The 18,482-nt window shown below is 49.9% G+C and carries 15 protein-coding genes; 4 read left to right on the top strand and 11 right to left on the bottom strand.

Features of this window, described 5'->3' with window-relative positions:
• The 5 genes from AAF564_18660 to AAF564_18640 form a co-directional block, all read right to left on the bottom strand.
• A partial coding sequence (locus AAF564_18660; GenBank protein ID MEM8487579.1) for an FtsX-like permease family protein occupies positions 1-1,329 on the bottom strand: 1,329 nt, incomplete at its 3' end.
• Positions 1,326-2,003, bottom strand: coding sequence for an ATP-binding cassette domain-containing protein (locus AAF564_18655; protein MEM8487578.1), 678 nt, complete (start codon positions 2,001-2,003; stop codon positions 1,326-1,328). The genes AAF564_18655 and AAF564_18660, both read right to left, overlap by 4 nt.
• Positions 2,004-2,048: 45 nt before the next feature.
• Positions 2,049-3,482, bottom strand: a complete 1,434-nt coding sequence (locus tag AAF564_18650; GenBank protein MEM8487577.1) for a DUF3526 domain-containing protein — start codon at positions 3,480-3,482, stop codon at positions 2,049-2,051.
• A gap of 4 nt (positions 3,483-3,486) precedes the next feature.
• The gene (locus tag AAF564_18645; GenBank protein MEM8487576.1) at positions 3,487-4,890 is read right to left on the bottom strand and encodes a DUF3526 domain-containing protein; all 1,404 of its coding nucleotides are present in this window, start codon (positions 4,888-4,890) and stop codon (positions 3,487-3,489) included.
• Positions 4,891-4,999: 109 nt separating this feature from the next.
• Complete coding sequence (locus AAF564_18640; protein MEM8487575.1) at positions 5,000-5,722, bottom strand: ABC transporter ATP-binding protein; 723 nt, start codon at positions 5,720-5,722, stop codon at positions 5,000-5,002.
• 531 nt (positions 5,723-6,253) lie between these two features.
• Here AAF564_18640 and AAF564_18635 point away from each other — a divergent pair.
• Positions 6,254-6,592: a hypothetical protein gene (locus AAF564_18635; GenBank protein ID MEM8487574.1), complete on the top strand. Its 339-nt coding sequence runs from the start codon at positions 6,254-6,256 to the stop codon at positions 6,590-6,592.
• A 48-nt stretch (positions 6,593-6,640) separates the two neighbouring features.
• On the opposite strand, the gene AAF564_18630 is transcribed toward AAF564_18635, so the two are convergent.
• Both AAF564_18630 and AAF564_18625 read right to left on the bottom strand, forming a co-directional pair.
• Positions 6,641-9,157 carry a T9SS type A sorting domain-containing protein gene (locus tag AAF564_18630; protein ID MEM8487573.1) on the bottom strand — a complete coding sequence of 839 codons (2,517 nt, stop codon included), beginning with the start codon at positions 9,155-9,157 and terminating at the stop codon, positions 6,641-6,643.
• Between the two features lie 180 nt (positions 9,158-9,337).
• Positions 9,338-9,484 (bottom strand): hypothetical protein, encoded by a 147-nt coding sequence (locus AAF564_18625; GenBank protein ID MEM8487572.1) that lies wholly within the window; start codon positions 9,482-9,484, stop codon positions 9,338-9,340.
• Between the two features lie 124 nt (positions 9,485-9,608).
• Between AAF564_18625 and AAF564_18620 the strand changes: the two genes are divergently transcribed.
• Together AAF564_18620 and AAF564_18615 are read left to right on the top strand one after the other, a co-directional pair.
• The gene (locus AAF564_18620; protein ID MEM8487571.1) at positions 9,609-11,243 is read left to right on the top strand and encodes an alpha-amylase family glycosyl hydrolase; all 1,635 of its coding nucleotides are present in this window, start codon (positions 9,609-9,611) and stop codon (positions 11,241-11,243) included.
• A 52-nt stretch (positions 11,244-11,295) separates the two neighbouring features.
• The gene (locus AAF564_18615) at positions 11,296-12,693 is read left to right on the top strand and encodes an alkaline phosphatase D family protein (GenBank protein MEM8487570.1); all 1,398 of its coding nucleotides are present in this window, start codon (positions 11,296-11,298) and stop codon (positions 12,691-12,693) included.
• On the opposite strand, the gene AAF564_18610 is transcribed toward AAF564_18615, so the two are convergent.
• Positions 12,690-12,887, bottom strand: a complete 198-nt coding sequence (locus tag AAF564_18610; protein ID MEM8487569.1) for a helix-turn-helix domain-containing protein — start codon at positions 12,885-12,887, stop codon at positions 12,690-12,692. The genes AAF564_18615 and AAF564_18610 overlap by 4 nt on opposite strands.
• A gap of 227 nt (positions 12,888-13,114) precedes the next feature.
• Between AAF564_18610 and AAF564_18605 the strand changes: the two genes are divergently transcribed.
• The gene (locus AAF564_18605) at positions 13,115-14,794 is read left to right on the top strand and encodes a T9SS type A sorting domain-containing protein (protein ID MEM8487568.1); all 1,680 of its coding nucleotides are present in this window, start codon (positions 13,115-13,117) and stop codon (positions 14,792-14,794) included.
• A gap of 7 nt (positions 14,795-14,801) precedes the next feature.
• Here the strand turns inward: AAF564_18605 and AAF564_18600 are convergent, their stop codons facing one another.
• The 3 genes from AAF564_18600 to ppk2 (AAF564_18590) form a co-directional block, all read right to left on the bottom strand.
• Positions 14,802-15,779 (bottom strand): oxidoreductase, encoded by a 978-nt coding sequence (locus tag AAF564_18600; protein MEM8487567.1) that lies wholly within the window; start codon positions 15,777-15,779, stop codon positions 14,802-14,804.
• A 211-nt stretch (positions 15,780-15,990) separates the two neighbouring features.
• Positions 15,991-16,857, bottom strand: a complete 867-nt coding sequence (gene ppk2 / locus AAF564_18595; GenBank protein MEM8487566.1) for a polyphosphate kinase 2 — start codon at positions 16,855-16,857, stop codon at positions 15,991-15,993.
• Positions 16,858-16,865: 8 nt separating this feature from the next.
• Complete coding sequence (ppk2, locus tag AAF564_18590) at positions 16,866-17,666, bottom strand: polyphosphate kinase 2 (protein ID MEM8487565.1); 801 nt, start codon at positions 17,664-17,666, stop codon at positions 16,866-16,868.
• Between the last annotated feature and the right edge of the window lie 816 nt (positions 17,667-18,482).

Raw genomic sequence — 18,482 nt, 5'->3', positions numbered from 1 at the left:
GGTCCGGTAGGCGAGGATAGCCGGCAGCAAAGACGCCACAGCCCCAATGCCTACAGCCAACACAACAAGCCACAATTCCTGCATTGAAAAAGTTAATCCGTTTAAGCCAATCCCCTGCGAACTATCTATAAACAGTCCCAGGATATGCGCGGCAACATGCCCTAGGATGAGGCCGCAAATGGCGCCCAGCAAAGCAAGCAAAATGCCTTCGATTAAAACCTGAACAAAGAGCAGCCCGCGCGATGCCCCCATCGTCCGCATAATTGCAAGGTCGAACGCGCGTTCTTTCATCGCATTGTAGAGCGCAATAAATACGCCCAGTGAAGCAACAACAATCAGTACAAAAGCAAACGCTCTAAAAGCATCTATGCCCGTACCAAGCAGGCTGAGCAGGCGTGCCGTCTGGAACACAGGTGCTGCCGCCTGCAAGTTGGTTTCGTTGTTGATGTATCTCGGCAGCGTCGCCGCAGCGATAGGTGTAGTGTATTTGACCAGCAATGAAGTGTATTCGAGATCTTTTTCGGCAACTACTTCATCTTCATGATCATCGTGCCCGTCTTCATGGTCATCGTGCCCGTCTTCATGGTCATCGTGCCCGTCTTCATGGTCATCGTGCCCGTCTTCATGGTCATCGTGCCCGTCTTCATGGTCATCGTGCCCGTCTTCGTGGTCATCGTGCCCGTCTTCGTGGTCATCGTGCCCGTCGTTTGCAGCATGCATGCCATGAACAGCCCATACCGAAGTGACATCGGTGACAACAAGGCGGTCCAGCACCGTTCCTGTAGCTTCCAACACACCAACCACGTCCAGTGGGTGTTCGTCATGCGCGCTACCGCCACCAATGCCATGTGCACTGATGAGTTCATCCCCTATCCCGATGCCGGCTTCTTCTGCGAGTTGTGCCCCAACAACAGCTTCGAAGGTGGTGGCCCAGACACCGCCCTCGCTGAAAGACGCTTCATAATGATCAAGGAGCGCCGGCGTCGAACCCACAATCCGGTATTGTTTGTAGCTGTCTCCCAACGCCAAAGGAATGGTCTCCTTCACCATAGGGTGTTCACTCAACAGACGTGCTTCCTCAACCGGTATATTGCCGGTGGGCGCGTCAAGATGAAATACACTCGATAAAATGAGCTGGATCGGACTCCCTTTTGCACCAACCACCAGGTCGATGCCTTTCACATTCGACTGCAGGTTTTCATCAAGCTGCTTGCTGAACAGCATCAGGACTACGATGGTAGCCACGCCCAAACCAAGCAAAAGCGCGTTTAAAAAGGTGCCCAGTTTTCTTTGCTGGATATATGAGATTGTTAGCTTAAATATGTTCACGACGTCAGAGCCGCCCCCTCGGCAGATGAAATGGCTGCTGGCACTTCATCCAGGAATAAATGGTGCGTAAAATGCGGTTTGATACGCTGATCGTGGGTTGCTATTAAAAGCGTAGCATTATGTTTTTCTGCTTGCGCGATGAGCAGTTCCAATACCTGGGTACAGCGCTGATCATCCAGACTTGAAGTCGGCTCATCCGCCAGGATAAGTTCGGGTTGATTTATAACGGCGCGTGCAATACAAACCCGCTGCTTTTGCCCCTGGCTCAGTTCGCGTGGATAGTTGTCCGCTTTGTCCAGGAGGTCCAGATCAGACAACACCTGCTGCAGCTGTTTACCGTCCTGCTTGTTGCCGGCCAGAAACGTTGCCATCTGAATGTTCTGCGCCACAGTTAAAGTTGCCAGCAGGTGCATTTGTTGGAAAACGATACCAATATGCCGGCCACGGAAACGATCGAGCTTGTCTCCTTTTAAGGACTTCAAGTCCACACCCGCGACAGTAACGGATCCCTTTTCCGGACGCAATACGCCGCCGATGATGTGCAACATCGTACTTTTGCCACTCCCGGAAAGTCCCTGAATCAGGGTATGCTGTCCCTGATTAACGTGTAAATCAGGCAATGGGAGCACAAAGGAGGCACTGTATCGATGCTCTACGCCTTGGAATGTAATCATATAAAATTAGATTTTACACTGCTGATTGAGGCCGCTGTATCGTGCTCAGTCAAGCAACTCTCGTTTGCTATAGCCAATGAATCCAAGGCTAAACAAAAGCGCGGCTACCAGGCATGTGAATGTCATTGGTAACGCCAAACTACCCAGACTGATTCCTGTATGCCGGCTCTCATCAGAATATGCAGGTAGCCTATCATATTCTGCGGCCCTGAACGCTACATCAGCGAAATATTTAGGGATCATGTGCGCCTTCCAGATTTCCTGAAAATCGGCTAGTTCATCTCGGAATTGCACATATCGTGTTGAGCCTGTACCCGCAATATGCAAATAGCTTTGATGTACCAAAACCGTAGGAGACAGGTAACTCATATTACTGATAAACTTCTGCTGCTTTTGAAGTTGCTCACTGAATGCAGTTTCAAGCGGAGCCAACTGCTCTGCGATTTGTTCTTGTTGCGCAATCCGTAGCATGGCAAAATTGGCATCTTCATCAGTGACGGGTGCTATTTCCGGATGATCTTCAAAAAAACGGGCCAAAGACGCGGCACCTTGTTGCCTCGCAACATTGGTCTCGGTCCGCATGGCCGTGATGTACTCCATCCGGGATGGAACGGGATATAACGCCGTAGCAAAGAACGAAATGAGGGCGGGTAGAACGACAGCCAGCACAAGCCAGCATCCAGTAAGCGCCAGCGCACTCATTGAGGAAGACCTAACGCGGCTATCAATGAACACGGCAAGCCCCATCCAGAATCCACCGTATAGCAACGAAACAACCATCCACATTATCCAACTTCCAAAAACGGCATCCCCCCCCACGAACCATGCAAATAAACCGGTACCCATGAATACAATACCGGCCAATAACAACGCCCTGACAATTACTTTTCCTAGCGCAAGCGAAGAAAGTTTGAGCGGTTGCGCCAAAATAATTCGCAACAGGCCCGACTCACGTTCTCCTGAAGTTAGACCAAAAGTAAGGGCAATGATAAAAAGTGGGTAGATGTACAAAAAGACAAACGCAAAGTCGAAATGCCCAACCAGTAATTTAAATGGATTTTCAAGTGTGGCAGTCTGGCCAGCAGGTTGAACACCTGCCACACTAACCTTGAAAACTGCCGGCAGCAGATCACTTTGGCCAATTGCAAATGCAGCAAGTGGGGCTTCTGGATAGGCAATCAGGCTCCCTTGAGATGACCCGACGGAATATGCGCTTCTCGGGCCCCATGTATAGGTATCAAGAGAGATGTCATCCCTTGTCATTTCCTCTTCGATTGCCCGAGCTTCTTGCTGCATTTCAGACATTCGCTCAGCGTGCTTCTGCACATACACCTGGCTTTCGGCTGCAACGTCATTGGTATAAGCCATTCCCATCCAGCCGGCATATGCCATAGCTCCAAGGAATATGATCAGGGTAATACCAGCAACACCATCTGCCCGCAGCAACCTGCCTTCATATTTAATGATGTGTTTGAGCATAACCTTATCCAATTTTCATGTTCGCTATAACCACGGGCGCAACGAGTAACAACGCGATATTCCATACGATCAATACGACGAGACTTGGCACATAATGACTCAGCACCTCGCCAACCGCAGGCAGTTCATATGAAAAGGGAGGAATTTTCTCCCACATTTCCTGACCAACTTCGTAATCCCAGCTAGCCTGTGCATCGACTAAGTCCTGGTTCAAAGTCTGCACAAAGTCATAGCGATAGGTTTCTGCAGCTTTCGCAAAGTGCCGGTGATGCAGATAATCGCTACCAGCAAATCCCATCGAAGCAAGCTGAACCGCAAGTACAGGTGATAAAAACGCCGCCTTTTGCGTGAATTGTTCTTGCTGATGATGCACATCACCCAACGCTTCGAAGTGCTTTCGATACACTTCGGTCTCATCCCGTTCAGCTTCAAGCAACGTGTGCCCTGCTACACTTGCAGGAATGGCTGCCACCGAATCGACTTTATGCTCTTCCATGAGCCGGACCTGCACAGTCTCAGTTCTCTTCGTCCACGAAGGTAGCGCATCCATGTCTTCCTGGATGGCTGCACTGAATGTACTGGCAGTAGGCACAGGATATTTTGAATCAGCTGCATCTGTAACCAGGCGGGGCCCAATAAAGCTGATAAACATCCAAAAACCCAACAGGATTACCAGGGCTTGTCTTGATGAAGCAGCCAGGGCACTTACGAGTAGTGATATGATGATATAAATCGAAAAGTACAAGATGTATGTCGCAACCATCATCAATATCCTGCCCCCGTCCCACAACACACTGCCGTCGTTTGTGGATAGTGCAACGGCTGCGATACCGATTAGCGTAGCGGGAATCAGCATCAGTAAAAGCGGCGCTGTTACCCCTAACCCTTTTCCAAGGGTCAATACCCATCGCGAAACGCCCAGGCTCAACAATTGCCTGAGTGTACCTTGTTCTCTTTCTCCACTGAAAGTCCCAAAGGTCAGCAAAATAATAAGTAGCGGGAGTAACACCTGAAGCGTGAGGGACGCAGTCAGATTGCCCAGGCGCTGGACTGCTGTAGCGTCATCGGCAGGCCTGTATGTGGCATCTTGAACACTATGGGCTTCCATAAACACAGATACTCCTGTGTATTGCAATACTCCTTGATCCAAAGCAGACAGCGGAGATGTTGGCTTAAAAGCATATACACCAAAATGGGCTGCAGAGTGCTGATTCTTTTCACCCTGACCTACCCACATTTCTCGATCTGTTTGCTGGGCATAAGAGCGCTGGCTTTCTATTTTCTCAAAATGTTGCCATCCAGCTATGAGGGCACCTGACAACAAAACAACAAGAAGCCCGGCGGTCCACTTATAGCGGCCGTCGCGCAGCATGCTTATGGTTTCTTTTTGGACTATTCGAAAAATCATAATATTGAGGCATCAAAATACTATTCGTTCTGGAATCGACCCTAAATGGTTCGCGCTTATTCCATGCCTGAAGAGCTACGATATCTACAATCTGGGAGCCGCGCTGTTTTTACGCTATTATGTGACTGGCGCCATGCATGTGCTCCAGATAAATAGCTTCCAAATCAGCCTGGCGTAACTCGTTGCCAACCAACTCCTGGATAATGCGTCCATGGTGCATGATGCCAACTCGCGTGCCTACCTCCTTCGCCCTGAATAAATCATGTGTAGCCATCAATACCGCAACACCCTGCTGGCTCATGCTTCGCAACAGCGTGGAAAATTCGTAAGAAGCAGAAGGATCAAGTCCGCTGGTAGGCTCATCCAGTAACAAAACCTTCGCTTCTTTTGCCAATGCAAGCGCGATCCCTACCTTCTGACGCATCCCTTTAGAGTAGGAAGAGATTCGACGATCATGTGCTTCTTCTTGTAGACCAGCCTGACGCAAATAATCATGCAGATCGTCTTTGTGATAACTGTCTTGCCCGGATAGCGCAGTAAAATAAGCCAGGTTCTCGATCCCGGAAAGATTTTTATAAAGCATAACCTGCTCAGGAATGTAGGCAAGCAGCTTTTTGGTCTCTAATAAATGTGTTTGCACATCCAATCCACCAACACGGACTGCCCCACTAGTCGGGCGTGTAAAACCAAGGATGAGATTTATGGTGGTTGTTTTGCCAGCGCCATTTGGTCCTAGCAAGCAAAAAACATCGCCGGCGTCAATGCTGAGATCAAGCTGGTCAACAGCTTTATGACCATCATAATGTTTACTCAGTGCAAGTGCTTCGAGCATGATTCATCGTACTAAACCTGAATGAAACAGAATAGAAGCAGTAAATCCGTACCGATCGGCTATACTGCCAAACATATGTGTTGAATTTCAGGACAGTACCGGAGGTGCTCTTAATTGGAATGAGCGGCTGAGGTGACAATCAATACAGGAGTTTTCCGTAATCCGTACAATGCTGACATGATAAACAGATACCGGCTCAACAGCCGAAACGGGCGTTTCTACCAGCGGGGTAACTGCATTACAGAGCAGACAATGCGCTTCAGCAGACCAGCTGCTCCCGGAGACATCTTCGTCTCTTTCTTCAGTATGGTCCTCCATTATGTGGTCGAGGGCGTGCCAAATCGGATTCGCAATAAGCAGCCCTGCCACCCAAAGTAGCAACAACGCTAAGCGATATCGTTTTGAATTTGGCATTTTTTGAGGCAAGGCCTTGTTCCGTGATTAATTGTGTGTATATTAATACACACTGCTGAATTATTCAACCCGACAATCCCTTCGTTTTTTTCTTTTTTCGTTAAGACATCGTCGTTTATGAAGAGAATCAACTTTACCGTTGATGAACATACCCTGATTCTGTTGAACGAACTGGCAGAACGGTATTACAAAGGCAACAAATCTAAAACAGTACGCGCTGCCCTGGAAAGCCTGGCTGCGCATTCGGGGCACATGGGCTGGATTATCCGTGGCTATGTGCCCGTTGCAGCAAATGATGACACCGAGTGCCACACGTGTCATACGCTGCATCAAAAAGGAGACATACTCTACAGGCCTGTTTTTGAACGCGGCCGCGGCCCCGATGTATTCAACAGCATCCCCAGCGAAAGCTGGATGGATTGTCCGGATTGTGCCGAGCAGCAGTTCAAAGTGTGAAAGCGGCCGTCTAGGTATGCCCGGCAAGGCGTTGTATCTGAAGATGTATCAGCGCGTCACAATAATTTTTTGTACTGCTGTCTGGGTTGCGGTTACTATTTTTAACAAATAAAGCCCTGCCGGCACACCTTCAGCTTGCCAAACAACGCGGTGCTCTCCGGCAGCTTGCTCACCTTCGATCAGCGTTGCCATGTGCTGCCCGAGCACATTGTACACAGCTACGCTTACCTCCTGTGATGTTGATAGCGTAAACGTCGAGCTAATGCGGCCATTGGATGGATTCGGAAAAGGAGTCGAAAGCAAAAGTGCATCCCCGGTTGGGTGCACATCCACTGCTACATCAGCCAAATCAAAACTCCAGTAGGCGATGTAGTTTGAAGGGAAGCCGCCAACGTACGTAAACTGACCACCTATAAAAATTCCTTTCTGTCCCAGGGCCATGGCTTTCACCACGCGGTTCTCGCCCCAGTCCTGCACAAAATCGGGCGGGTTACAGAAATGGGTGCCTGAGCCTAAAGGGTGTACTTCCGCATCAACATATTCGATAACACCCGTCACGTTGAACTGACAGTTCTCCGCCGGCATAATGACTTCGGGCAACCTGATTTCCCCGCCACCAGCATACAATGTTTCACCTCGAATAGCCACATCACTACTCATAAAGCCCAGATCTTCCCAAACCCCGTTTTCCCACCGATAGGTACTGGTAAAACTGCTCGCATAGATGACATCGGCAACAACTTCGAGATTGAGGATTATTTGATCGGGGTAATCATCGTTGCCTATGGCCTGCCACGCAGTACCATCCCACCGGGCAATATGGCTGGCGGGAGCATCTGAACCTTGTTGGAATTCGCCGGCTATATACAGGTCGTTGCCATAGTAGGTAACGTCAAAAATGTCATGCGTAAATGAGAAGCCTCCGCTGAGATCACGCCACGCCTGTCCATCCCATTTTACAAGCGATGTCTCCTCGCCGTTTTCGTTTTTAAGATGCCCGGCTACATACAGGTCATCACCCGCTGCATGCATGGCCAGGATCGTTTGCGGCGCATCGCTTCCCAGCAGCGCCGGCATGGGCGACCAGTTACCATCTTTGAGCATGGCAACTGAAGTAAGAGGCATACCATTTACTTGCGTAGCGCGTGGAAATAGCGGGGCAACCGAAGCCACATACACCACACCATCCCCTACTTCTACCATTCCTAAAGATCCATCAAACGTAACCCCGTATGTTTCCCAGGAAACGCCATCCCACCGCGCTACGGCAACAGAAGGCTGGCCGCCGGCTTCATTGAAATCACCTACAACGTAGAGCAACCCCTCTGCATCCACGACCATGTCTTCCACGATGCCATTTAATCCTGTATTGAGTCGGTCGAGAGATCTGAAACCATCTGGCGTCAACCGCTGCACGGCCTGGCTAAATCCGACAACCAGTTCCCCTTCATACGCCACCATATCTACCTGCCCAACCAGCGCTGAGCCGTCAAACCGACCGCGAACGGCCTGCCAGGATTGGCCGTTATAAACCGCCATTTTAAAATTGCCGGTATCAGATAAACCAAAATCAGGATTGTTAATGTTGCCCTGAATGAAAATCGAGTCACCTAGAGCAACAACGCGCCCTGCGCCTGTCAACGAAGCATTGGGGTCCTCGAAAGTATCCCAGGATGTGCCATCCCAAATGGCAATACCATACGGCGTAGGTGCACCAAGGACGTCGGTATAGTTGCCGGTAACGTACAGGCTGTCACCTGAAGCAGTAATTGAATTGACGCTCCTAAACCGTTCCCAATCAACATCTCCCACGGTTTGCCACGCACTTCCATCCCACCGAGCCAGATGATTGAATGGCATGTCGTTAACTTCAGCAAATGCACCGCCCAGGTACAGTTCATCATTAAAAACTGCAAGCGAACGGGCAGCAGCACTACCACCTGGAAACGCGGTAACTCGACCCAAAGCCTCCCAGTCCTGACCATCCCAGCGGATGACACCACGCACTGATTCCCTGCTCCCATCATCCAGTTCGCGGTTAAAGAGACCGGCGAAGTACACCGAGTCGCCGATGACCGCTACGTCGTTTACAAAATCGGTACTGCTAGACCAGCGATACACACTGTTCCAGCCGGCGCCATCCCATCGCAGTAATGAAAACCTAACCAGCGGTTCGTCAAGGGTGCGCACCGTAGCGAGCCCGTAGAGCGTGTCGTTTTGGGCATATACGGTCTGAAACTCACAATACGCGTTGAATCGGATGGGGTCTTCAAAATTGCAGGTCCCGCCCAGTAATGGCTCCCAGTGGGTACCTTCCCAACGCGCGACCCCTTCAGCCGGCAGATTGCCTACCCGGCTATACGATCCAACCGCATACAACCCATCTTTGGTCACCACCAATTCTTCGATGTTGTCGCCAAACTCGATCGCCCCACCAAAACGCTGGCTCCACTTCTTGTCTACTTCGAGTTGCTGCGCCCGCAACGGTGAGTTAATAAGGGCAAAAGCGCACAAAAACAGCGCATGAACAAGCGACCATTGGCCAATTCGGAGTATTGAAGTCATGATAGCAGGAATGGTGGGGAGTCAGACTATGCAGGCGCATGTTAAGATAAGCGCCTCGATGCGTAATTATCCAGGGCTAGTTGAGTCCCGCTACGTTTTGATTAATCGCGGCTGCTTTGCCAACCGGCACCTGCTGCAGGAAGTCAGAGGTGGTGCAGTTTCTGCGTCATAGACAAATCCTCAAATCCACAACGTTACCAACGCAAGCATCAGGAATTTGCCTTTAGCAGTTAGCAAATACACTTTCATCGTTATAACCTGCTCGTAGCGCTTGCAGAATCCTCCAATATCGTCATCTCGCCCTTGATCCGAGAAAACAGCAGCCATGATAGCCGATCAAAGGAGAACTAATTGCATCCCTGTTGTATTGGCAATATTTCTATATCATGCACGCTACCTGATTGATTGTTAGCTTAGCTCCATGTAGTACAGCAAAGCCTGGAATCTGAAAATGCAATATGCCGCGCCATCCCCCGCACTTTACTGGACCCTTGTCATCGCTTTGGTGTCGCTCACAGCTTGCCGGCCAGCCGAATCACCTACCCTGGCTGAACCTACAGACTGGCACAACGAAGTCATTTACCACGTGATGCCCCGGAGCTTCTATGATTCCAACGGCGATCGACACGGCGACCTTAACGGCTTTGTAGAGAAGCTCGACTACCTCCAAGAGCTGGGCGTAACCACCATTTTGTTTACCCCGCTTTACGCTTCCGAATTCTACCACAACTACTTCCCCACCGATTACGAGGAAATAGACCCGGAATTTGGCACCAAAGACGACTACTTAAACTTCGTGCGCGCGGTGCACAAAAAAGGCATGAAGTTTTTGATGGATATGGAAACCCAGTACGCCCCGAGCGGGCATCCCTGGTTTGATGAATCATTCAATAACCCGGACTCTCCGAACAGTGATTTCATTTACTACACCGACTCCCTGAACGCTGACCCCGCGCAACTTTTTATGCCCCTGGGCACCCCGTTGCATACCTTCCGCCGCTGGCCGGATGGCGAGCATCATATCGCACATCTTGACCTTAATCACCCGCGCGTCAGGCAATGGATGCACAACTATTACCTGTACTGGGTTGATCCAAATGGCGATGGTAATTTTGACGACGGCGTAGACGGCTTCCGGATCGATCACATCATGGATGACCTGGATTACAAAGGCATCATCACCAATATGTATGTCGATTTTTGGCAGCCTATATTTGAAGCTTGCAGGGCAATTAATCCCAACCTGTTTATTGTTGGAGAGCAATCAAACTGGGAAGATTTTGGCGATGAAATGATCAGCGCAAGCGGTGCAGATGCATCCTTCAATTTTCAGCTCAGGTTTGCGCTTACAGGCGCAGATGGCATTCACGACATGTACAGCAACGCAAATCAATCAGGCATCACAATAGATCCAGACCGGGTCCACAGTATTGTGCTGGAAAGCCAGGAGAAGTTCACAGGCACAGGGTACGCGGTCAATTTTGTGGAGAACCACGATACCTACCGGTGGGCCAGCATGGTTGAAGAAAACGAAGGCATGGTTCGACTTGGCGCTCCGCTGACTCTTTTGATGCCTGGCATTCCATCCATATTTTATGCCCAGGAGCTTGGCGTACCAGGCAAAATCCTGCATCACATCAAGTTCGATGCTGACTACCTCCCCATTCGAGATGCTTTCCCCTGGACTACCGATCCAGACACCCCTGGCACCGCTGCATTCCATAAAGACACGGGGGAATGGTGGGATGTGTCGTATCACAATACCGAGGCGATCCATAGCCTGGCGTTATCCGCGCAGCAAGAGGATCCCAACTCGGTGTGGCACCTGTACCGCTCGTTGATAGCGCTGCGCAAAGCAGAGCCGGCTTTCCGGCAGGGTGAGTACGTTCCCGTTGCGCTTGAAAACAAAAACCTGCTTGCTTTCAAACGCGTCCATGCAACAGGCGAGTTCATGGTGCTCATAAATTTATCTGATGAACCCCAGCCCACAACTGAATTCGACTTTGCAGGATGGTCCTCAGTTTTGGGCAGCATTGATGATACAGCATTAACACCATTTAATTTTGTGGTTTTGCATCATGACTAGCATTACAGCGAACTGTGCCCCATGGGTATTATATCTGCTTGCAATTACAAGCATGATGTGCACAGAGGCTACGACTCCATCAGCCAAACAGGGCATCATGGTAGGCGAGGTTACTTCAACCACAGCATTTGTCCAGGTCCGTCTTACCTCCGACAGCCCGGATGCCAATGGCAACCCGACCGGCATACCCGGTTTTGTCGAGTTTACAATAGATACCATTGATGATGCACAGGCACCAATTATAACCCAACAAATAGCTGCAACAGCGCAACACGACTTTATTGCTCGAGCAACCTTTGACACCCTCAAGCCCGGCCTCCTCTATCGCTGTACTACACGGATTGGGCAAACATCGAATGCACTCGTTGTCGGCCCAACGGCAATCTTCAAAACCTTACCCGGCGCCAACCAGCAAGCTTCTAATTCCTTTGCCGTAGTCACCGGCATGAACTATGCCCGCTTTCACGGCACCGATACCCAAAACGCACGTGCGCCATACGCAGGACCCGATAAAGCCCTAGGCTATCCGTCCCTGGCTACTATCGAATCGCTATTACCAGACTTTTTCATCGGTACAGGTGACAACGTGTACTACGACACCCCATATGAAGGACGCGCAGAAACCCGAGAAGCCATGCGCCAGAAATGGCACGAACAATTTGCGCAACCACGATACCATCAGTTGTTTGCTTTTGTCCCTACTTATTGGATGATAGACGACCACGATTACCGCATCGACGACGCAGACAACACGGGCGACTACGCACCGTCGCCGGCGTTAGCACGACAGCTCGTGTTTGAGCAACTCCCTGTTGTATCGCAGGGTGATAGCACGGCAAAAAACTACCGTACCCATCGCATTAACAAGGACCTACAGATTTGGCTTCCCGAAAACCGAATGTACCGGAGCCCAAATGCAACGCCCGATGGCCCGGACAAATCGATCTGGGGGGCTGAGCAAAAGGCCTGGCTCAAACAAACGCTGCTTGAAAGTGATGCAACGTTCAAGCTTCTCGTGTCCCCTACCCCCATGATTGGTCCTGACGACTTACGCAAAACCGACAACCATACCAACCACGGTGGCTTCCGCCACGAAAGAGATGCGTTTTTTGCCTGGCTGCAGGCAACGGGCCTGGATAAGAATCACTTCTACATTATCACAGGCGACAGGCATTGGCAATATCATTCCGTACATCCAACGGGTATAGAGGAGTTCTCTTCGGGCGCGCTGGTGGATGCGAATGCACGCCTCGGCCGTAAACCCGGTGATCCCAAGTCTACAGATCCTGAGGGTTTGATCAGGCAGCCGTATACACAAACAGAAGCTTCGGGCGGATTTCTGATGGTTAGTGTGTCTCCTGCGCCGGCTACGCTCACCTTTACCTGGTATGACGAAAAAGGTGCAGTTCTGCATAGCGTGTCCAAGGAAAGTAAGGTGCAACCCAATTAGCTCCGATTGCGGAATACGTTGGGTGCCATTCCCACCCGCTTTTTGAAGAGCCGGCTGAAATGCTGCGGATATTTGAATCCCAGTTCATGGGCCACTTCGCTCACGGATTTATCGACGTTGAAAAGCCGTTCCTTAGCACGGCATGATTCGCCGGATTGTGGCTGCGTCTGAAGAGTGATAATGTAGCAAATCATAGCATGATGCCACGTTTTGCGTTAAAGTCGACCTTTTTGTTCTGCAATTCGGGACCAGGTAATATCTTGCGAACAACCACATCTGTGCGCGGCAATCTCGTACAGGACTTTGTTGCGATTTTCTTATCGCGGGCTTACTTTTCCGAAAGTAAATGCTAAAAGAACTCGATGGCTTTGCCCTCGATTGCCGGCATCTTGAAGCGTGAATCTAATTCTCAGGTACAGTTTTGGAACGATTGATCAGCCTCCTGCTCGTCCTCGTCACATGCAATCCCTTCGCTAGCGCGCAAGTGACCATGCAGGATTCCCTCGCCCTCGTAGCCCTGTACAACGCAACCGATGGTGATAATTGGGGAGATAACACCAACTGGCTGTCAACCCGCGTCAGTCTTTGGAATGGCATCACAGTTGAGGCTGGCCGCGTTACCGAAATTGACTTTGGCTTCAACGGTAATTCCCTGAATGGTACTCTCCCCGCTGAATTGGGCAATCTCGACGAATTAACCATGCTGGCCATGCGGCGCAACAACCTGCAAGGCGGGATCCCGCCTGAGTTGGGCGACCTGTCTTTGCTGACTGTGCTCAATCTTGAGGTGAATAGCCTCACTGGTTCGCTCCCAGTTGAACTTGGGAATATGACCAGCCTGGAACAGTTGTCTTTGGACAACAACGATTTATCGGGTAGCATTCCCGCTAGCCTTGGAGATTTATCATACCTATCCATCCTGGATCTGGCCGCCAATGACTTCACGGGTCAATTTCCTATTGAGCTTACACAGCTGACCAACCTTACCGAACTGAATCTCGCCGGCAACAATATGAACGGGTCGTTGCCCGTAGAAATCGGATTGTTAACGAACCTGGAGAAAATTGCATTGAGCGCAAATGGGTTCTCGGGTACCATTCCTGCAGAAGTAGGCAACCTGACAAACCTGCGCGAGATCTTCTTTGAAGGCAACAGGTTCTCTGGAGAATTACCGCCTGAGCTGGGCAACCTTACAGAGCTGTTCACCTTTTATGCCCAGATCAACCAACTCACCGGCCCGATACCACCAGAGCTGGGTAATCTGGAAAAGCTAGACCTGTTGTCGCTGGCCATCAACCGGTTTTCTGGAGAAATCCCTGCTGAGTTAGGCAACATGACAAACCTTCGCTTTCTTATTCTCAGCCAGAATGACCTGACTGGATCTATTCCAGCTTCACTGGGCAGCCTCGACAATTTGTTCGCCCTGGATCTCGATGCAAATCAGTTAACCGGGCAAATCCCACCTGAACTTGGCAATATGGGTTCGCTGAACCGTATTGAGCTCTACGAAAACCAGTTAACAGGCTCCATCCCGCCCGAACTTGGTGACATAGCAACCCTTGAAAAAATCTGGATACACGAAAATGCCCTTACCGGCCCCCTGCCTGCCTCGCTTAGCAACCTGTCGCTACTGGAAGATTTACGCGTGTATGCCAATCCGCTAAGCGGTACCATCCCCCCGAGCTTTGTCAGTTTATCAGCGCTAGACACCTTCTTGTTTGATAACACTGCACTTTGTGAAGCCCAGGACGAAGCATTCCAGACCTGGTTGATGCGCATCGAGAATGTCGAAAGTACCAATTGTACCAACGTAGCTACAGCATCTGCTGATATTCCCCTCGAATTTGCTCTCGAGACGAACTATCCCAATCCGTTCAATCAGTCGACACGCATCCGTTACGCGCTCCCGCAGCCGGCAACTGTTGTGTTGTCGGTCTTCGATATCCAGGGCCGGCTCGTTGATGTGCTCGTGGAGGCTGAACAAGCCATAGGATGGCATGAAGTATCACTCGATGCAACGGAGATGCCAAGCGGCATCTATTTCTATCGACTGGAAGCCGGCGACTTTCGTGATACCAGGGTCATGCACCTGGTTAAATAAACCTCTTTCAGGCCTTATCGAGCAGTGCTTCGCTTGTGGCCCACAACCGCTCAGCGGCTTCAGAGTCACAAGCGTAGGCATTAACACCTGCGTACCGTGCCATCGGACTTTCTGGATCTGTAAGCGCGGCCACATTGCAGTCTTCGCAGTAGACGCCCGCTTTGCCCTCAAGCAAATCTGACGTAGCCGCCCAGAGGGTAGTTGAACATCCCTGGGGTGGCGTTTTGAAGCCTTGTTTTGCGAGTTCTGTTGGGTTACCGTCTTCATCTATCCAACCCAGCGCGACCATTTCTTCTTTGGGCAGATGCCGCTGCAACGGGGTGAAGATGCCACCGGGATGAACCGAAAACGCCTGCCCCCCAGATTGCTTCAACCTTGAAGCGAGGCCACGGGCAAACAATGCGTTGGCCGTTTTCGATTGCCCGTAGGCTACCCACTTGTCATAGTTATCGGATTCAAACTGGATATCGTCCCAGCGAATGTCACTGAGCTTGTGCCCTGTGGAAGTAAGACACACAACCCGTACACCAGGGCGCTTTTCGAGCAAGGGCATTAGTGCCTTCGTAAGTGCAAAATGGCCCATGTGATTTACGCCAAACTGAGATTCCCAGCCGGGGCCAATCCGCGTTTCCGGGTTGGCCATAATGCCGGCATTATTAATCAGGAAATCGAGCCGGGGTAACACTTGAACCATGGATTTGCCGAAAGCATGGACTGTAGCTAAATCGCCGAGGTCCATTTCAGCCATTTCAACATCGCCGGCTATGTCTTTCAGGTTGGCTTCTGCCTTTTGCCGTGAGCGGACGGGCACAACCACTTTCACTCCTTTTGCAGCCAAAGCACGGGTTGTTTCGAGCCCTATGCCACTGTAGCCACCCGTGACGATCGCCACCTTGCCGGCGAGATTTAAATCGGAGAGTACATCTTCACCCGTACTCTTTGCGTGGAACTGCGAGTCGACAGGGACTTGGTCTGTATGGGCCATATTTGCGCGTGGGTTGTAATGGCGCCCGGGGCATCACCCGACACCACCGTCGTTGATAGAGAACCGGACAACGCCTCACGCTAAACCATATGGGCAAAACAGACATGAGGGAGTTGCACACAAGTCTCTAACGCCCCACTACAAAAAGTATTCAACTCTAAAAGTTAAAAAATTGTAATCTGCATCCTGCTAGTTGCCGCGTTTTAAACGCTCAAGCATCTTGAGACACATCCTGAACAGCAACTTGTTCTTTTTCATAGGGAATCGCTTCGAGGATGTGCGATATGGCTGCCAACCTCGCTTTCCATTTCTGATCTGCATCTACAATGACCCAGGGAGCCAACGCCGTGTGGGTTGTTTTAAACATGGCCTCTTTGAAACGCGTATAATCTTCCCACAACTCTTGCGCTCTTTCGTCTACTGGCGTCATTTTCCAGCGCTTTAATGGGTTCTTTTTGATGTCTACAAACCGACGGGCCTGTTCTTCTTTCGTGATCGAGAAGTAGAATTTGATGAGAAACGTGTCTGACTGAATCAGCATTTCCTCAAAATTGTTAACCTGCCCCATAAAGGTTTTGTATTCTGCTTCCGAACAAAACCCGTTTACAGGCTCGACAACAGCCCGATTGTACCAACTCCGATCGTAAAAGACAATTTCGCCCGGCCGAGGCAAATGGCTGATGTATCGCTGGAAGAACCACTGGTTTTTCTCGTCTGCAGTGGGTACATCGAGTGCTACAATATTGAATTGTCTCGGATTGAGGTATTCTGTAATCCGACGAATGGCACCGCCCTTCCCTGCCGCATCGCGTCCTTCGAAAAGAATTACAACTTTTTTGTTGTTCTTGATCACCCAGGTTTGCAACTTGATCAATTGCTCCTGTAAGGCCTTCAATTTGAATTCGTACTTCGTTTCCTCGAGTGCCTTTTTGGTATTAACTTTTCTGCTTTTGAAGAGGGCCCTCAACCCCACCTTCGAGTTAAGCAGTGCAACTTCTTCGCTGGTCAGCGTTTTCTCTTCCTTAGCAGGTTTTTCGCTCGTCAAACCTTTATCGCTGGTAATAACTTCTGTTGTCATCTTATTCCCTAGATATCAATTTGGACTGCACTGCGATGGTACCTGACAATCACATTCGGATCCGGTAACAGTTGGATACCTGAAGTCCCTTTCCCTTCATATTCAAATTGGGATAACACATATCGGATGCTCTCAAGGCGCGCCTTTTTCTTGTCATTGGTTTTAACAATGATCCAGGGACTAAAATTCGTGTGGGTTTTGCTAAACATCTGCTCTTTGTAATGCGTGTAGCGATCCCACAATTGCTGCCCCTTCATATCTACGGGGCTAAACTTCCAGCGTTTGAGCGGATTTTCCAACCTGGAATCAAACCGTTTCTTTTGCTCTTCTTTAGATATGGAAAACCAGAATTTGACCACCTTCACATTGTCCTCGTGCAGCAAGTGCTCGAATTCAGGCACCTGTACCATAAACCGTTGGTATTGCTCATCGCTACAAAATCCCATCACCGGCTCAACAACCGCCCGGTTGTACCAACTCCTGTCAAAAAAGACGATTTCACCAGGATTGGGCAGCTCTTTTATGTACCGTCTGAAATACCACTGCCCTTTTTCCACTTCTGTCGGTTTGTTTAGCGCTACAACCCGAGATGAACGTGGGTTCAGATGCTCTTTGAACCGCTTGATAGAGCCCCCTTTGCCGGCAGCATCTCGCCCTTCAAAAATTACCGCAACCCGCATGCGGTTTTTGGCGATCCACTGTTGCAGATTGACCAGTTCGCTCTGTAGCTCGCTTAGCTCTATCTCATACTTTAAGGTTCTCAGTACCTTTTTGACACTGACACCATTTGCGGCAGCTATATCGATCAGGTCATTCCTTGTTTTTGCGCCGGCCAAATGCGCAGCGGTGAACTTTATCAATGGTTCTCCCTCTTGTCTACCTGTAATAATTCAAAATCCCCGTGCTTGCCTTCAAAGCCACCTTGTGAATCCAGTGCATAAACCAGACGAGATAAATAAGGTACTGCTTCTGCATACACCCTGCTTGGCGCCTTGTTCGACTGCATAGGTATACTGGCGATGCTTCTCGCATCTTGTGAGAAGCAGGCGGCTTTTCATGTCAGGAAACCCTGCAATAGCATGTAAGCCCAATCCCTACAGCCGGTTGCTTTTGCCGGCGAGGTTGATCTACCAGATTTGCCATCTCAGCGACATCCAAAGCCAGATCAGTCACAAAGACTTAAAACACGCTTTCTTCTCTGGTAAGAAATCGGCAGCGTAGCGCATTTCTTCATCTAATTCCTCTTTCCTCACGTTTATACTGGTCCAACTTGCTTGAAAATAAAAGCTAGTAAAGATTCAGATTCCCCCTACACAACATTGGCGAACAACAGCAGATGCTCGCCGGCTTTCTGTTACGCGCATTCACTTTTCAAATGCCGATACGATATTAACGCTATTTTACCCATAAACAAGGCAAAGAAATACTGTTGCTTCTAAAGTCTTTGCTGTTTAGGTTAATAACGATTTGTGTATTGGGAGTGTAGTTCAATTCCTTCTACCAGCAGTTTCATCATCCTTTAAAGCAGAGACATCAGAGGCTTTGGATGCGCCTTGTACAACAATTGATGGAGGAGGATCACGACGTAACCATGTTTTAAGTTGTTTACGTACTTTAGTCAGGAG

The sequence above is a fragment of the Bacteroidota bacterium genome (assembly GCA_039111535.1).
Lineage (GTDB): Bacteria > Bacteroidota > Rhodothermia > Rhodothermales > JAHQVL01 > JBCCIM01.
The sequence above is the reverse complement of the archived record's forward strand: the minus strand, read 5'-3'. Positions and strand labels throughout refer to the sequence as shown.

What these genes read in the sequence shown, in the direction of transcription:
- AAF564_18655 (MEM8487578.1), bottom strand. Translation starts at nt 2,003, where the DNA reads ATGATTACATTCCAAGGCGTAGAGCATCGATACAGTGCCTCCTTTGTG.
- AAF564_18650 (MEM8487577.1), bottom strand. Translation starts at nt 3,482, where the DNA reads ATGCTCAAACACATCATTAAATATGAAGGCAGGTTGCTGCGGGCAGAT.
- AAF564_18645 (MEM8487576.1), bottom strand. Translation starts at nt 4,890, where the DNA reads ATGATTTTTCGAATAGTCCAAAAAGAAACCATAAGCATGCTGCGCGAC.
- AAF564_18640 (MEM8487575.1), bottom strand. Translation starts at nt 5,722, where the DNA reads ATGCTCGAAGCACTTGCACTGAGTAAACATTATGATGGTCATAAAGCT.
- AAF564_18635 (MEM8487574.1), top strand. Translation starts at nt 6,254, where the DNA reads ATGAAGAGAATCAACTTTACCGTTGATGAACATACCCTGATTCTGTTG.
- AAF564_18630 (MEM8487573.1), bottom strand. Translation starts at nt 9,157, where the DNA reads ATGACTTCAATACTCCGAATTGGCCAATGGTCGCTTGTTCATGCGCTG.
- AAF564_18625 (MEM8487572.1), bottom strand. Translation starts at nt 9,484, where the DNA reads ATGGCTGCTGTTTTCTCGGATCAAGGGCGAGATGACGATATTGGAGGA.
- AAF564_18620 (MEM8487571.1), top strand. Translation starts at nt 9,609, where the DNA reads ATGCAATATGCCGCGCCATCCCCCGCACTTTACTGGACCCTTGTCATC.
- AAF564_18615 (MEM8487570.1), top strand. Translation starts at nt 11,296, where the DNA reads ATGATGTGCACAGAGGCTACGACTCCATCAGCCAAACAGGGCATCATG.
- AAF564_18610 (MEM8487569.1), bottom strand. Translation starts at nt 12,887, where the DNA reads ATGATTTGCTACATTATCACTCTTCAGACGCAGCCACAATCCGGCGAA.
- AAF564_18600 (MEM8487567.1), bottom strand. Translation starts at nt 15,779, where the DNA reads ATGGCCCATACAGACCAAGTCCCTGTCGACTCGCAGTTCCACGCAAAG.
- ppk2 (MEM8487566.1), bottom strand. Translation starts at nt 16,857, where the DNA reads ATGACAACAGAAGTTATTACCAGCGATAAAGGTTTGACGAGCGAAAAA.